Raw genomic sequence first — 15,640 nt, forward strand, 5'->3', positions numbered from 1 at the left:
CCCCGTGCAAAGGAGCACCATGCCCACCCCCACCCGCCGCGCGCCCTTCCGCGCGGCCCTCGCCGCCCTCGGCCTCGGGGCGGTGCTCGCCGCCGGCCTCGTCGCCCCCACCGCGACGGCCGCCGACGCCGCGGTCCCCACCGCCGGCCTCCTCGCCGACTACCGCTTCAGCCAGACGACCGGCGCGACCGTCCCCAACTCGGCGGGCGGAGCTGTGGGAGCCGCGCGCGTCGTGAACGGGACGGACGCGCTCTGGACCGGCACGTCACTCCGTCTCACCGGCGGCGCGAAGACCAGCGCTGCCCCCTGGGTCGAGCTGCCCGACGACCTGCTCACGGGCAAGACGTCAGGGACGGTCACGATCGAGACCCGCGCCGACGCCTCGATGCTCTCGAACTTCCACTTCCTCTGGAACATCGGCAGCGACAGCACCTCGCAGTACTGGTTCGCCTCTGTGCGCGACAAGGTGCGCACCGCGATCACGACCACCGGCGGCGGCGGCGAGAACAACGCCCGCAGCGCGTCCGGCATCGCGGCCGACCGCTGGTACAGCCTCAGCTCGGTGATCGACGGCGCCGCCGGCACGATCTCGTTCTACGTCGACGGCACCCGCGTCGCCTCCGCGCCCACCGCGCTGCGGCCCGCCTCGGTGGCGGACCAGTCGCTGAACGCCATCGGCCGCGCGCCCTACCCCGACCCCTTCTTCAAGGGGGAGGTGTCGACGTTCCGCGTCTACGACCGCGCCCTCACCGGCGAGGAGGTCGCGACCGTGTCGACCGTCGACGCGAAGCTGCACGCCTCGTCGTTCGCGCCGCTGACCGCGGCCGTGCTCGACGGCGTCACTGCGCTGACCATCGACGAATCGACCACGAACCTGCCCGACTACGGTGGCACCGTGACCTGGGCCTCGAACGACCCCACCCTCCGCGTCTCCGCCGACGGCCGCACGCTCGCCACCGATCGCCCCGCCGCGGGCCAGGCCGCCCGCACGTCGTCGCTGACCGCGACCGCGTCGATCCGCGGCGTCGCGCAGTCCCGTGCCGTCGCCGTCACCGTCGAGCCGCAGGTCGGCGTCGACACCCCCTACGGCTATCTGATGGTGCACTTCGTCGAGGACGCGCAGGGCTACGCCGAGAAGATCTACCTCGACGTCTCCCGCGGCGACGACCCGGAGAAGTGGGACCCGCTGAACGGCGGGAAGCCGATCCTCGCGTCCGACCTCGGCACGACCGGCGTCCGCGACCCGTACCTCACCTACAACCCCGAGACGAAGAAGTACTACATCATCGCCACCGACCTCCGCGTCTTCGGCGGCGACCAGGGCTCGGGCTCGTGCACCACCTGGTGCTACTGGACCACGCAGGGCAGCACGAAGATGAACGTCTGGGAGTCGAGCGACCTCGTCTCCTGGAGCGACCTGCGCCAGTTCGACGTCGCGCTCGATGCGGCCGGCGCGAAGCAGCTCGAGGCCGGCATGATGTGGGCGCCCGAGGCCACCTGGGTCGCCGACTACAACGGAGCGGGCAAGGGCGCGTTCGTCGTCTACTGGTCCTCGACCGTGTACCCGAACGCCGCGCACACGCCCGGCACCGGCGCCTCGCGGGTGCTCTGGGGAGCGACCACCGACTTCACCCAGGCCACGTACTCCTACGGCGGCACCTTCATCGACACCGGCGCCGACGTCATCGACACGACGATGATCCAGGACGGCGGCACGACCTACCGCATCTCGAAGGACAACGGCACCGGCCGCGGCATCTACATGGAGTCCACGACCGCGAAGCAGTGGTGGCTGCCGTCCACCGCGTGGACGCAGCTGCAGGACCGCATCGGCGCCGTCTGGGCCGGCGGCAACGCCGGGGGAGTGGAGGGGCCCGCGGTCTTCAAGGACCACGACGCCGACCGCTGGTACCTCTACGTCGACGTCATCCCCTCGACCGGCTACCGGCCGATGGTGACCACCGACCTCGACGCCGGCTGGACCCAGCTGAACGACCCCGGCTTCTCGCTGGCGCCGTCGACCAAGCACGGCGGCATCGTCTCGCTCACCGCCGGTCAGTACACCGAGGTGCGCGCGGCCGACGCCGCGACCGCCGTGCGCTCCGACCTCGGCGAGGTCGGCTCCGTCGCCGCGCTGCCCGCCCGGGCCGACGTCGTCCTCGCCTACGACCGCGGCACCGCCTCGCAGCCGGTGACCTGGGACACGTCCTCCGTCGGCACCGCTCCCGGCCGCTACCCGGTCACCGGAGTCGTGCGCACCATCGGCGCGAACGACAACCAGTGGGTCGGAGCGGGCGGATCGACCGCGTACAACGCGCCGAACCGCGTGCTCTCCAGTTCGACGGCCGTGCGGGTGACCGCGACGGTGGTCGTGTCCGCGGCGACGGCGACCCTGACGTCGTCCACCCGTTGCGTAGCAGGCAAGGTCGTCGTCACCGGAGTCGTGAAGAACACCGGCACCTCGCCGCTGTCCGTCGTGATCCGCTCGGCCTGGGGCACCTCGCCCACGCTGACCGCGGCCCCCGGCGCGAACGCGACCCACGCCTTCACCACCCGCGCCACGTCCGTCCCGGCGGGCACGCTGACCGCGACGGCCGGCGGCGCCACCCTGCAGTCCCCGTACACGGCCCGCACCTGCGGCTGACGCGAACATGCTGGTCGAGTAGTGCGCAGCGCGTATCGAGACCCACCCGTCGGGTGATGGTGGGTCTCGATGCGCCCTCTGCGAGGGCTACTCGATCAGCATGGATCAGGGCAGGTGTGCTGGGCAGGGATGAGCGACCCATGTTGGTCGAGTAGCGCGAAGCGCGTATCGAGACCCACCCATCAGGCGACGGTGGATCTCGATACGCCCTCTCGGAGGGCTACTCGATCAGCATGAGGCGGCGCGTATCGAGACCGGCGTCCGTCAGAACGGGGGCGGTGCGTCCTCGAAGCGCGGGCCCGGTGGGGCGCCGGCGAGTGCAGGTGGGCGGATCGTGATGCGGCGGCCGGTGGGGGTGGTCCAGACGATGCTGCCGTCCTTGCGGGGGACGTAGGTCCAACGGTCGCCGTGGCGGACGTGGTGGTGGGACGTGCAGAGGGAGACGAGGTTCTCGAGGGACGTCTCTCCGCCGTTGCGCCATTCGAGAGTGTGGTCGGCCTCCGCCCGGGACGCGGTGCGGGTGCAGCCGGGGAAGCGGCAGGTCTGGTCGCGCAGCTGGAGGTGCAGACGCATCTGGGGCGGCGGGACCCGGTAGGTGCGGCCGACCGACCTCACGGCGCGGGTGTCCGGATCGGTGAGCACTAGGGTGAAGGACGCACCGGTCGCGACCAGGGCGCGGGCGAGGTCGGCGGGGATGAGGCCGTAGCCGTCGAGGTCCGCGGGCGCGTCGTCGAGACCGACGGCGGTGGATGCAGCGAGGGTGAGGCGCACCTCCGCACGGATCCCGGGCACGTACGACGCCGACACCTGAGGTCCGTCGCCTGCGGGGGTGGTGCCGGCGATGTCGCCGTCGCGCAGCAGATCCGTGAGCACGTCGGCCTTCAGCTGCGCCAGCGTGCGCTCATCGCCCCCCTCGCGGAGGGACCGGGCGATGCGGTCGACGCGCTCGGCGATGCCCATCGCGTCCGGCGCGGGCAGCAGTGCACACAGTGTCGCCATGCCGTCGACCTCCGGCGAGACCCAGACGGCGCGGTCCTGCCGGGCGCGGACGTGCCGCTGGGCGAGCGGTTCCTCGTGCAGCTCGTCGCGGAGCCGGGCGACGATTCTTCTCAGCTGCGTCGGGGTCACCTCCGGTGCGACCTCGGCGGCGCGCTCGTCGAAGCGGGCGCGGGAGGCGGCGGGCAGGGTGGCGGCGGTCGCGCAGACGATCTCGCTCGAGTCCCACAGCAGCCGGCCCTCGGCCAGCAGGGCGCGGATGCAGGGGAGGTCCTCGACGAGCAGCCGGGCGTGCTCGAGGACCGTCTCCGTGGCCCGCTCGGACTGGCGCAGCTTGACCGCGAACTCGGCCCGGATGGACCGCTCGACAAGGGAGTGCGCCTCGCTGCGGGAGAGTGACTTGCCGCGGGCGAACGCGTCGGGGACGGTGACCGCCGCGCGGTAGGCGAGGTGCAGGGTCTGCGCGCGGGAGAGGAGAAGCTGTGCGGAGGTGCGTCCGATCTCCGCGGCGATGTCGGTCAGCGCGTCGACGGCGGCGAGCGCGCTCGGCTGTCCTGCCGCTCCCGGGTCGCTGTGCTCATCCATACGCGTATTGAACCAGGGACCACCGACACCCGAGCGGTCGCCGGGAGGAACCCTCGGACAACTCCGCGAGATCGGGTCTGTGGAGGAGAGTGCTACTCCCGTCGCCACTCCTCGAGGAACTCGGCGGTGGTCTTCGTCTCGAGCTCCAGCTCGATCTGCTCGAGCAGGACGTACGGGTCGCCGATGTCGGCGGGCGTGCGGATGACCTCGGCGCCGGTGTCGAGGCGGGTGACCACGAGGTCGTGCGTCGTCATCACGCCGCCGCCGAGCAGGGCGTCGATCGTCATCCGGAGCCAGGTCAGCGTCCGGGGTCTCAGCTCGGCCCGCAGGTACTCGGCCGCGACCTCGCGCTCGCCGTCGTCGTCCCGCCCGTCGTCCTCGTTCACGCCGTCACTGTAGCGAGCGCGCTGCACCGCTCGGCGTCAGTGGCGCACCTGGAACCAGCGGATCAGCTCGCGCAGCGCCGGCAGCGTCGCGCTCGCGTCGACGTCGGTGTCGATGTCCTCGAAGGTGCTGCGGTAGCCGGGCAGCTCGGTCGTCATCGAGTCGGTGATCGCCTCGTACGCCATCGTCCAGGAGGGGAACAGCCGCTGCGCCGGCGCCTCCTCGAGCAGCACGCGCAGCCCGGCGTGCCGGGGGTCGTCGGCGATGATCGCCATCCGCTCGCGCAGCGTCGCGGCCGGCCCCTCGAGCAGCTGCAGGAACCGGCCGTCGCGGAACAGCAGGATGCCGGTCAGGCCGAGGCGCTCGTTGTTCGCGCGGCACTGCTCGAGCAGTGCGGGCAGGTCCGCCTCCTCGAGGCCGGCGGCGGTGTGGCTCGCGTAGACGATGGAGCGGAGGTCGTCGTCCTGGGACGGGCGAGCAGCGGAGTCGGACATGACGCCATCCCATCAGGGGCGCGGCGGGACGGCAGCCCCCTGCCCGGATCGGCGCGGCCCTGCTATGCGCTGCGCCAGGAGGCCTCACAGCAGATCCGTGCCGCCCGTCCGCCGCAGCGTCCTGCGGGCGAGGCCCCAGCCGAGCAGCCCCAGCCCGAACCACGCGGCGCCGAGCACGACGACAGCGCCGGTCTGCACCGCGAGCGCGCCGATCGATCCTTCGCCGAGCAGTGTCCGCAGGGCGTCGGTGGCGTACATCAGCGGCAGCACCCGGGCGACGGCCTCGACGACCGGCGGCAGCTCGGCCACCGGCGCCACGACTCCGCCGAGGACGGTCAGGACCGCCGTGAACGGCCCGACCCAGGCCAGCCCGTCGCGCGAGCGCAGGCCGAGCACCCCGACCGCGAACCCGCAGCCGCCGCCGGCCAGAGCCGCGCAGCCGGCGAGCGCGATCACGCCCGCGGCGACCTGCCACGAGACGCCCTGCCCGAACTGCAGGAGCGCCCAGACCAGCGAGACGAGACCCGCGGCGAACCCGACCGCCGCCCCCGCGAGCGCGACCCCGCTCCAGAGCAGGGCCGCCGGCCGGGCGCTGAGGAGGACGCTCCCGAGCACCGCGTCGTGCCGCATCCGGGTGAGCGACACGGTCACGCTGTCGACCGCGGTCAGAGTGGCCAGGAGGAGGCTCGCACCCGCGCCGACCACCAGCGACGGCGACCCGCGCGACCCCGCCACCGCCGCGAAGTACAGCACCTGCAGCACCGGCCCGAGCACGACCGCGACCAGGAGCGTCCGGCGCGTCCGCGTGGCGTCGAACGACCGCAGCGCGACCACGATCGACGCCGCCACGAGCCCGCTCACGACAGCGCCAGCGTCCCGGCGAGCCGCGCCCGCCGCAGGGCCGTCCGCAGAATCAGGCGGGCGAGCAGCAAGGAGAGCAGAGACGTGATCAGCCCCTGCGCGCTCCAGAGCGCGATGACGTCGCCGGGCGCGCCACCCGAGACTCCGGCGTGCAGGATCTGCACTGCACCGGTCAGCGGATCGACGACCCCGAGCAGCTGCAGCGGCACCGGCAGCTGCGCGCGGTCGATGACGGCGCCGGAGAGGAGGAGGACGGGAGCGACGAGGACCGGCTCGTAGACCGTCGCGTGCGGTGTCAGCACGAAGAGGCCGGACAGCACGAGCGCGGTCGTCCCGCACGCGGCGAGGAGCAGGACGAGGCCGAGCGCGACGAGGGCGGGGGAGTGCGGCGCGAGTTCGACGCCGAGGAGTCGGGAGGCCACGACCGCGGCCGGGACTGACAGCAGCCCGACGCCGGCGCAGGCGAGTGAGATCGGCGCGAGCGCACCGCCCAGCGGCCGAGGAGTCAGCGCGATCTGCTCCAGCGTCCCCTGCGACCGCTGGTAGCCGAGGATCCCGACCGCCGCCGCGGTCACCGTCCACACGCCGACGACGGCTCCATCGACTCCCAGCGCCGGCCCGCCCCGACCCGCCTCGACGCGCAGGACGACGAAGACGACCGGTGCGATCAGAGCGGCCTGAACGAAGTAGGCGTTGCGGAGCAGCAGCCGCAGGTGGAAAGCGCCCTCCTGCAGCCCCGCGATCACTCCCGCCCTCCTCGGCACCGGTCGACGAGGGCGAGGTAGCCCTCCTCGAGGGTCGCCGGCCGGGTGGTTCAGGTGCCGGTCGGGAGGTCGGCGACGACGGCCGCCAGGGCGCGGAGGTCGGGCCGGCAGGAGTCCCAGCCGACGACCACGACGGGCCGGTCGGCGATGCTGTCGGAGCGGACCGAGCGGACGCCGTCGAGCGCGGAGATCCGGTCCGCGAGTGCCGCGGTGAGCGCCGGAGCGGCCAGGGTCGTCACCTCGCCCAGCCCGCCCGCCGCGGCGATGTCCCGCGGTCGCCCCGCCGCGCGGATCCGGCCGTCGAGGAGGACGAGGCTCCGGTCCGACAGCTCCTCCGCCTCGTGCAGGTGGTGGGTGGTCAGGAGGACGCCCCGCCCGTCCCGGCGCAGCTCGCGGATCAGGGCGCGGAGCACAGCGCCGCCTCCGGATCCAGCCCCACCGTCGGCTCGTCGAGCAGGAGCAGCGGCGGCTCCGCCAGCAGCCCGCGGGCGAGATGCAGCCGCTGGCGCATCCCGCGGGAGAACTCCTCGACGCGGTCGCCACGCCGCGCGCTGAGGTCGACCGCCGCGAGCACCTCGAGAATGCGGCTGTCCCTCCGCCGCCGCGGCACGCCCGCGAGCGACGCGAAGTACCGGAGGTTCTCGAGCGCGGTCGCGCGCAGGAAGAAGCCGCGCTCGCCGCCGAGGACGAGGGCGAGCCGACGCCGCGCCTCGTCCGGCCGCGCGACGGCGTCGACCCCGTCGACCCGGATCGAGCCGCTCGTCGGCGTCAGCAGCGTCGCGATCATCCGCGCGAGCGTCGTCTTCCCGGCGCCGTTCGGCCCGAGGAGCGCGACGACCTCGCCCGCCTCGACCCGCAGGCTCACGCCGCGGACGGCCCAGGATGCCTCCGGCCCGGCGCCGAATCGGCGCGACACTGCCTCGATATGCAGCAGCGGCGCCGTCGAATCCGCTCTGATCGTCACTCTCGTCCGCCCTTCGCCGCGGACCAGCGTTCCCCTTCTCCGCTCCCCGGTCCGCATCGCTGGCGCTCGCTGGGGACGGTGGCGGAGCTCGGCACCCGTGTCTTCGAGCCCGCTCAGCCCGCCTACCGAAACTTCACCGAAAGCGAATTGTTCACGGTAACATCGCGCCCAGTACCGATCTCAACGACGAGAGGCCCCACGAATGACGACGAGACGACGGATCCCGATCGCGACCGCGGCGGTGATGGCGCTGACGGCGGGACTGCTCGCGGTCGGCCCGACCGCGCAGGCCGCACCGGCCACCTCCCTCGACAGCGCGAAGGTGCTCGAGCTGCCCTTCGACGGCAGCATCACCGACACCAGCGGTCGCGGCAACACGGTCGGGATGCAGAAGGGCGCCGCCGCGTACGGCACCGGCCTCGCCGGCCAGGCCTTCGAGTTCACCGGTTCCAACGCGGTGTCGCTCGGCACCGACGCCCGCCTCCAGCCCGCCGACCTCACGGTCTCGTTCTGGTACAAGCCGACCGCCGCGATGACCGGCGAGCAGGTCTTCACCTGGAACAAGACCGCCTACAACTCCGACGGCTGGTACCTCACCTCCGAGAGCGACGCGACCCCGCTCGCGCTCTCGATCGGACCCTCGACCGGACAGCCCTACAAGGTCGCGATCGACACCGCCCGTGCCGGCTTCTTCCCGACGAACGAGTGGACCCACGTCGTCGCCAGCTACGACAAGGCGACCAAGCAGGTCGCCTTCTACCGCAACGGCGTGAAGCAGCCCACCGTCACCAAGTCCGAGGCGACCGGAGCGGCCACCGGCGTGCTCGGCTCCGAGGGCACCTCGACCAAGACCCTCGGCTTCAACGGACCGCAGTACAACGGCGCGCACCTGCGCGGGCTCCTCGACGACTACGTCCTCTACGGCAAGGTGGCCACGACCACCGACGTCGTCGCCCTGACGAAGGCGCACAACGCGTCCTTCGACCCGGCCGCCGTCGCGAAGGCCGACCTCGACGCCGTCACCCTGCCCGCGAGCACGAGCACCGGCTTCTCCGTGCCGACCCGCGGCGCGAAGGGCTCCGACCTCAGCTGGACCTCCTCCGACGAGGCCGCGATCGCGATCTCCGGCGGCACCGCCACGGTCACCCCGCCCACCGGCGCCGCGACGACCGTGACGCTCACCGGCTCCTCGACCTACGGCGGCAGCACGGCCGTCACCCGCACCTTCGCGATCCAGGTACAGCCGAAGGGCGTGAAGAGCTCGAGCTATCTGCAGGAGGCCGGCCTCTCGGACGTCACCGTCCAGGACCCGTACCTCGACAACGGCGAGCAGCAGACCGTCGAGTACCTGCTCAGCCTCGACCCCGAGATGTTCCTGCACTCCTTCTCCACGCAGGCCGGTCTCACCCCGACCACGGCCGGCGGCTACGGCGGCTGGGAGCGCGAGAGCGGCACCCGGTTCCAGGGCCACTTCTTCGGCCACTACATCTCCGGCCTCTCCCAGGCCTACGCGAGCGAGCAGGACGCGACGACGAAGGCCGCGCTGCTCGCGAAGCTGACCGCCTCCGTCGACGGCCTGAAGAAGGTCCAGGACGCCTACGCCCTCAAGGACCCGGCCAACGCCGGCTACGTCTCGCCGTTCCCGGTGAGCTACCTGCCCTCCGGCGCCGACGGTCTGCTCGTGCCGTTCTACAACCTGCACAAGGTGCTCGCGGGCCTGCTCGACGCGCACCAGTACGCGCCCAGCGCCGTGTCGGCGGAGGCGCTCGTCGTCGCCGACGGCTTCGGCTCCTGGATCACGACCTGGGCCGGCCGCCAGGCGAACCCGGCGCAGCTGCTCAGCACCGAGTACGGCGGGATGAACGAGGCGCTCTACCGCCTCTACGAGACCACGCAGAAGCCGGCGCACAAGCGCGCGGCCGAGTACTTCGACGAGACGGCCCTCTTCCGGAAGCTCGCGAACAACGAGGACGTCCTCAACGGCCTGCACGCGAACACGACGATCCCCAAGCTGATCGGCGCGCTCAAGCGCTACACCCTCTTCACCGACGACCCCGCGCTGTACGCGACGCTGACCGCCACCGAGAAGGCGGACCTCGACATGTACCGGCGCGCCGCCGAGAACTTCTGGCGCATGGTGGACGAGAGCCACAGCTACGCGAACGGCGGCAACAGCCAGTCCGAGCACTTCCACGGCGCGGACACCCTCTACCAGTACGCGACCAACGGGCAGACCACCGGCTACGGCGAGAACTCGACCTCCGAGGGCTGCAACATCTACAACATGCTCAAGCTCACCCGGGCGCTGTTCCAGGTGACGAAGGACGTGAAGTACGCCGACTTCTACGAGAACGCGTTCATCAACGGCGTGCTCTCGGTGCAGAACCCGGAGACGGGCATGGTCACCTACTTCCAGCCGCAGACCGCGGGCTACGCGAAGGTGTTCGGCGAGGAGCACGACGAGTTCTGGTGCGACCACGGTACCGGCGTCGAGAGCTTCACCAAGCTCGGCGACTCGATCTACTTCGAGGGGCCGAAGACGGTCTACGTGAACCAGTTCCGCTCGTCGGTGCTGAGCTCGGGCGGCAGCAACCTGAAGGTGACGCAGACGGCGGACATCCCGAACACCGACACCGCGCGCTTCACGATCGCGGCGCTCGGAGCGGGAGCGGTCGCCGAGGGCACCACGCTGCGCCTGCGCATCCCGGCCTGGGTCGACGGCGCGCCGACGCTCACCGTGAACGGCGCCGTCCGCGACGTCGCCGCGCTGACCGAGGGCGGCTACGCGGTCGTCCCGGTGGCGGCGGGCGACACCCTCACCTGGAAGCTGCCGGCCGCTGTCGCCGCGGTGGCGAACACCGAGAACGCGAACTGGACGGCCTTCACCTACGGGCCCGTCCTCCTGGCGACCGAGCTGAACCGGAACAACGTCGACGCCTCCTACCCCGCGGGCGTGCTCGTGCAGATGAGCGTCGCCGACAAGACGGTGAACTCGAACGTGGTCGTCGCGAACGCGGCCGCGTGGAAGTCCGCGGTGAAGCAGAACCTGCTCCGCCTGCCGAACGGCGCGAACGGCAACGGGACGACGACGATGCGCTTCGGCATGACGAACGTCGACGCAGCCTCCGAAGCCCGGATCTTCCAGCCGTACTACAGCCTCTACAACGCGCGCTACGCGACCTACATGACGCTCATCGCCCCCGACTCCGCGGAGGCTCAGGCGCTGATCCTCAAGGAGAAGCAGCAGCTGCGGGTGGAGGAGACGACGATCGACTCGCTCACCTCGTTCGACAACAACAACTCGGAGGCGGACAAGAACTACAAGTACAACCGCTCGGCGGTCGGGACCTGGCGCGGCGAGGGCTACCGCGACGGCGAGCGGTCGGCGGACGCGTATTTCCAGTACGACATGATCGTCGACCCGGCGCTGCCGAAGAACTACCTCGGCGTCCGCTACTACGGCGGCGACGCGGGGCGCACCTTCGACGTCTACCTCAACGACGTGAAGCTCAAGACCGAGGTGGTCTCGGGCGCCGCGGGCGCGCTGAACTGGTACGTGCAGTACGACGAGATCCCTCGCGCCGTGCTCGACGGGATCGCGGCGAAGGACAGCTGGAAGCGCAATCAGTCCGGCGCCTACGTCCTCGACGCCCAGGGGAACAAGGTCCCCAAGGTGACCGTGCGCTTCCAGGGCACCGGCACCGCGAGCAACGTCGGCGGCGTCTTCGGCGTCTACACGACGGAGTCGACCGGGTTCGCGACGAACGCGGAGCTGACGAAGCTGACGTCGTCCGTCGGGACGTTCTCGCCGGCGCTCGCCGCCGGGGTGCGCGACCTGACGCTGACCGTGCCGGTCCAGGCGACGAGCGTCGCGCTCGACCTCGACCCGGCCGTGGCCAGCGGACTGGTGAAGGTCGACGGCGTGCTGATCGACGACACCGTCGCCCGGACCGTGACCCTCGCGGCCTCGGGGACCACGAACGTCGTGATCACCTCCTCCGCGCAGGACCACACGACGCTCGCGACCTACCGGCTCGCGATCGTCCGGGCCGCTCCCGCCGCGGTGATCGACCTGACGGTCTCGGCCACGACGCGCTGCGTCGCCGGCAAGGTCGTCCTGACGACGACGGCCCGCAACGACTCGAAGGCCGCCGCGTCGATCTCGATCGCGACGCCCTACGCCACGAAGTCCTACCCGGGCATCGCGGCGGGCAGGAGCGCGACGCAGGCCGACACGACCCGCGCCGCCTCGATCCCGGCCGGCACCGCGACCGTCACCGCGACGGCCACGATCGACGGCAAATCGGTGACGACGACGAAGGCGGCCCCCTACTCCGCCCGCACCTGCGGCTGACCCCGCGCTGACTCCCTCCGCGAGATGCCACTTGTGCACGCTTTTCACGGCGTGTCGCGCTCATAAGTGGCATCTCGCGGCCGGAGGAGGAGGTCGCAGCGTTACCGATTCGTTACCCGACTCGACCAAACCGGCACCACACTGCGAACGGGCAGGTCAAGGGCGGAGCATGACTCCCATGGAACAGACAGGGAAGAACCCGCGCGTGCCGAAGCTGCGGTTCATCGCACTCTCGGCCGTGGCCGGCATCGTCGTCGCGGGCGTGCTGCTCGCGATCGCCGAGCTCGTCGCGCTCGTCGTCGCGAAGAACGCCAGCCCGGTGCTCGCACTCGGCGCGTTCGTGGTCGACATCGTGCCGCGCCCGCTCAAGGAGTTCGCGATCGAGACGTTCGGCGCGAACGACAAGATCTTCCTGCTGGCGAGCATCGGCGTCGCCGTGCTGGTCGCCGCCGCCCTCGCCGGCGTGCTGCAGCTGATCCGCCCGCCGCTCGGCCAGATCCTGCTCGTGATCGCCGGCGGCCTCTCGATCGCCGCGATCGTCACCCGCACCGGCGCGACCCCGCTCTCCGCGGTGCCCACCCTGGTCGGTCTCGTCGTCGCGATGATCGTCATGCACCTGACCGTCTCGCGCCTGCGCCGCTGGCGCGCCGCGTCCGCCGCCGAGAAGACCGGGGCGGCCCCCGCCGCCCGCCCGGTCGGCATCGAGCGCCGCGGCTTCTTCCGCGTCACCCTGATCGCCGCCGTCGGTGCCGCCGTGATCGGCGCCGGTGCCCGTGCCGTCAACGCCGCCACCTCCTCGCTCGCCAGCGTGCGCGACGCCCTGCGCCTGCCCAGCCCGCGCAGCACCGTCTCGGTGCCGGCCGGCGCCGACCTCGGGATCGACGGACTCACTCCGCTCTACACGCCCAACGCCGACTTCTACCGCGTCGACACCGCGCTGACCGTGCCCTCGATCGACCCCTCCACCTGGTCGCTGAAGATCTCCGGGATGGTCGACCAGGAGGTCACCATGTCGCTGCAGGACATCTTCGACATGGGCCTGGACGAGTACGGCATCACCATGACCTGCGTCTCGTACCAGGTCGGCGGCGACCTGGTCGGGAACGCCAAGTGGCTCGGCGTCCCGCTCCGCGACGTGCTGAAGAAGGCCGGCATCCAGAGCGGCGCGGACATGCTGCTCTCCACGAGCGTCGACGGCTACACCGCCAGCACCCCGCTCTCCGCGGTCACCGACGAGAACCTCGACGCGATCCTCGCCGTCGGGATGAACGGCGAGGCGCTGCCCTTCGAGCACGGCTTCCCGGTGCGGATGGTGATCCCCGGCCTCTACGGCTACGTCTCCGCCACGAAGTGGCTGACCGAGCTGAAGGTCACCACCTTCGCCGCCGACGAGGCCTACTGGACCCCGCGCGGCTACGACGCCGAGGCCCCGATCAAGATGTCCTCGCGGATCGACACCCCGCGCATCGACGCCGCGATCCCCGCCGGTGCGACCAAGATCGCCGGCGTCGCCTGGGCGCAGACCACCGGCATCGCCAAGGTCGAGGTCAGCATCGACGACGGCGACTGGCAGGAGGCCACCCTGTCGACCCCGGTCAACCTCGACACCTGGGTGCAGTGGTACGTCGACTGGGAGGCCGCGAGCGGCGCCCACTACGTCGCCGTCCGCGCGACCGACGCGAACGGCATGCTCCAGATCGAGGACCGCGCGGGCGTCGCCCCCAACGGCTCCTCCGGCTGGCAGCGCACCCTCGTCCGCGTCAGCTGACGCCGCCCGGATCTCGATACGCGCTCTGCGAGCGCTGCTCGATCAGCATGAAGGGGCCGCCCCTGCAACGCGGCGGTCCGCTCTCATGGTGGTCGAGTAGCCGCGCAGCGGCGTATCGAGACCCACCGTTGCCAGCACGGCTGGTCTTCAGACTCAGCTCCTGACGCCGGTGGATCTCGATACGCGCTCTGCGAGCGCTACTCGATCAGCATGAATCGGGGTCGCCCTGCGACACGGCACGGCCCGCTCTCATGGTGGTAGAGTAGCCGCGCAGCGGCGTATCGAGACCCGGCGTTGCCAGCAGTGCGGCCGCGCAGACCTAGCTCCTGACTGTGGTGGATCTCGATACGCGCTCTGCGAGCGCTACTCGATCAGCATGCATCGCCTCGTGCTGGTCGAGGAGTGCGGCGTCAGGCCTCGGGGCGGAAGCCGGCCGCGTGGTGCTCGGGGGCGAGGTGCGGGCCGGTGCCGAGCATGCGCTCGCGGAAGGTGGCGCCGCTGGGCTCGGGGTCGAGGCGGCCTCGGCGCCGCAGCTCGGGCTGCACGAGCTCGATGAAGTCGCGCATCGAGGCGAGGCCGAAGACCGCCTCGAGCATGATGCCGTCGAGGTCGGCCTCGTCCATCATCCGCTCGAGCTCGTCGGCGACCTCGACGGGGTCGCCGGTGATCGCGAAGCCGCGGGTGCCCTTGCCCTTCAGCTCGTCGAGGATCTCGCGCACCGTCGGCGCCGAGCCGTCCGGGCGGGTGAGGAAGCGCTCGATGTTGCTGGTGCCCATCTGCCCGGCCTGGTCGTCGAGCACCAGCTGCTCGGCGAGCGTGCGGTCGAGGTCGTAGGCCAGCAGATCGACGCCCGTGTTGCCGGCGTAGTAGTGCGCGGCCAGCTCGTCGGTCTGCAGGGCGTCGAACTCGGCGCGCAGCTGCGCCGCCTCCGCCGAGGTCGGCGCGACGACGATCGTGACGCCCACCATCACCTTGATCGACTCCGGATCGCGGCCGTTCTCCGCGGCCCGGCGGCGGATGTCCACGATGTCCGCCTTGACCTTGCCGTAGGTCGAGCCCTGCACGAACACGCACTCGGCGTTCTTCGCGGCGAAGGCGCGGCCCACCGGCGAGGTCCCGGCCTGGAAGAGCAGGGGCGAGCGCTGCGGCGACGGCGGCAGCGTGTGGTAGCCGTGCGAGCGGTAGAACTCGCCCTCGTAGGCGACCGGGCGGATCCTCTCGGGATCGGCGAAGACGTTGCGCTCGTGGTCGAGCACGATGACGTCGTCGTCGTTGCCGCCCTCCCAGAAGGAGAAGGCGACGTCGACGTACTCCTGCGCGGCGCGGTAGCGCTCGTCGTGCGGGACCATCGCGGACTGGCCGAGCATCGCGGCCATCGTGTTCTGCGAGGCGCCGGTGACGATGTTCCAGCCGATGCGCCCGCGGGTGACGTGGTCGAGGGTGGAGAACTTGCGCACCGCGTGCAGCGGGTGGTCGGCGCCGGTGGTGCTGGTGACCACGAAGTTCAGGCGCTCGGTGCCGACCGCCAGCGCGGGGATGAGGTACGCGCCGTCGAGCGCGAAGGTCATGCCGGCCTCGACGAGGACGTCCGAGAGCTCGCCGCGGCGGGAGGAGTAGCCGAAGGAGCCGCCCGCGAAGAAGAGGAAGTCGAAGCTGGCGTCGTCGAGGAGGCGCGCCATCCGCTGCCAGTAGTCGATGTCGCGGAAGTCGCCGTCGCGGCTGCGCGGGTGCGACCAGCTGATGGTGCCGCCGACGTGCGGGGTGCCCGCTTCGAAGACCCCGAGGACGATCCGCTTCTGCATGCTCTCCCGCGTTCCGGCCGGCGT

Annotated in this window: 11 protein-coding genes; 3 read left to right on the forward strand and 8 right to left on the reverse strand. The window is 71.6% G+C overall.

Annotation, left to right across the window (positions count from 1 at the left end):
• Positions 1 to 19 precede the first annotated feature (19 nt).
• A complete protein-coding gene (locus MT350_RS18730; protein WP_243599732.1) occupies positions 20 to 2,644 on the forward strand; it encodes a LamG-like jellyroll fold domain-containing protein in 2,625 nt (874 codons plus the stop codon).
• 264 nt (positions 2,645 to 2,908) lie between these two features.
• Here MT350_RS18730 and MT350_RS18735 read toward each other — a convergent pair whose 3' ends face one another.
• The 7 genes from MT350_RS18735 to MT350_RS18765 form a co-directional block, all read right to left on the reverse strand.
• A complete protein-coding gene (locus MT350_RS18735) occupies positions 2,909 to 4,225 on the reverse strand; it encodes an HNH endonuclease signature motif containing protein (RefSeq protein ID WP_243616419.1) in 1,317 nt (438 codons plus the stop codon).
• 92 nt (positions 4,226 to 4,317) lie between these two features.
• Positions 4,318 to 4,611 (reverse strand): hypothetical protein, encoded by a 294-nt coding sequence (locus tag MT350_RS18740; protein ID WP_243599734.1) that lies wholly within the window; start codon positions 4,609 to 4,611, stop codon positions 4,318 to 4,320.
• A 36-nt stretch (positions 4,612 to 4,647) separates the two neighbouring features.
• Positions 4,648 to 5,103 (reverse strand): BLUF domain-containing protein, encoded by a 456-nt coding sequence (locus MT350_RS18745; protein WP_123446522.1) that lies wholly within the window; start codon positions 5,101 to 5,103, stop codon positions 4,648 to 4,650.
• A gap of 84 nt (positions 5,104 to 5,187) precedes the next feature.
• Positions 5,188 to 5,964, reverse strand: coding sequence for an ABC transporter permease (locus MT350_RS18750; protein ID WP_243599735.1), 777 nt, complete (start codon positions 5,962 to 5,964; stop codon positions 5,188 to 5,190).
• Positions 5,961 to 6,710, reverse strand: a complete 750-nt coding sequence (locus MT350_RS18755) for an ABC transporter permease (protein WP_243599736.1) — start codon at positions 6,708 to 6,710, stop codon at positions 5,961 to 5,963. Before MT350_RS18755 ends, MT350_RS18750 begins: the two co-directional genes overlap by 4 nt.
• A 68-nt stretch (positions 6,711 to 6,778) precedes the next feature.
• Positions 6,779 to 7,141, reverse strand: coding sequence for a hypothetical protein (locus MT350_RS18760; protein ID WP_243616420.1), 363 nt, complete (start codon positions 7,139 to 7,141; stop codon positions 6,779 to 6,781).
• On the reverse strand, positions 7,126 to 7,644 hold the full coding sequence (locus MT350_RS18765) for an ABC transporter ATP-binding protein (protein ID WP_243599738.1): 519 nt from the start codon (positions 7,642 to 7,644) through the stop codon (positions 7,126 to 7,128). Before MT350_RS18765 ends, MT350_RS18760 begins: the two co-directional genes overlap by 16 nt.
• A 250-nt stretch (positions 7,645 to 7,894) precedes the next feature.
• Between MT350_RS18765 and MT350_RS18770 the strand changes: the two genes are divergently transcribed.
• Positions 7,895 to 12,046 carry a beta-L-arabinofuranosidase domain-containing protein gene (locus MT350_RS18770; protein ID WP_243599739.1) on the forward strand — a complete coding sequence of 1,384 codons (4,152 nt, stop codon included), beginning with the start codon at positions 7,895 to 7,897 and terminating at the stop codon, positions 12,044 to 12,046.
• A gap of 178 nt (positions 12,047 to 12,224) precedes the next feature.
• Positions 12,225 to 13,814: a molybdopterin-dependent oxidoreductase gene (locus tag MT350_RS18775; protein ID WP_243599740.1), complete on the forward strand. Its 1,590-nt coding sequence runs from the start codon at positions 12,225 to 12,227 to the stop codon at positions 13,812 to 13,814.
• Between the two features lie 410 nt (positions 13,815 to 14,224).
• Here MT350_RS18775 and MT350_RS18780 read toward each other — a convergent pair whose 3' ends face one another.
• Complete coding sequence (locus tag MT350_RS18780) at positions 14,225 to 15,616, reverse strand: NtaA/DmoA family FMN-dependent monooxygenase (protein WP_243616421.1); 1,392 nt, start codon at positions 15,614 to 15,616, stop codon at positions 14,225 to 14,227.
• Positions 15,617 to 15,640: the final 24 nt, after the last annotated feature.

It is taken from the genome of Rathayibacter sp. VKM Ac-2928 (assembly GCF_022815545.1).
Classification (GTDB): Bacteria; Actinomycetota; Actinomycetes; order Actinomycetales; family Microbacteriaceae; genus Rathayibacter; species Rathayibacter festucae.

Coding starts and splice junctions, on each gene's coding strand:
- MT350_RS18735 (WP_243616419.1), bottom strand. CDS start 4,225: ATGGATGAGCACAGCGACCCGGGAGCGGCAGGACAGCCGAGCGCGCTC.
- MT350_RS18745 (WP_123446522.1), bottom strand. CDS start 5,103: ATGTCCGACTCCGCTGCTCGCCCGTCCCAGGACGACGACCTCCGCTCC.
- MT350_RS18730 (WP_243599732.1), top strand. CDS start 20: ATGCCCACCCCCACCCGCCGCGCGCCCTTCCGCGCGGCCCTCGCCGCC.
- MT350_RS18780 (WP_243616421.1), bottom strand. CDS start 15,616: ATGCAGAAGCGGATCGTCCTCGGGGTCTTCGAAGCGGGCACCCCGCAC.
- MT350_RS18775 (WP_243599740.1), top strand. CDS start 12,225: ATGGAACAGACAGGGAAGAACCCGCGCGTGCCGAAGCTGCGGTTCATC.
- MT350_RS18770 (WP_243599739.1), top strand. CDS start 7,895: ATGACGACGAGACGACGGATCCCGATCGCGACCGCGGCGGTGATGGCG.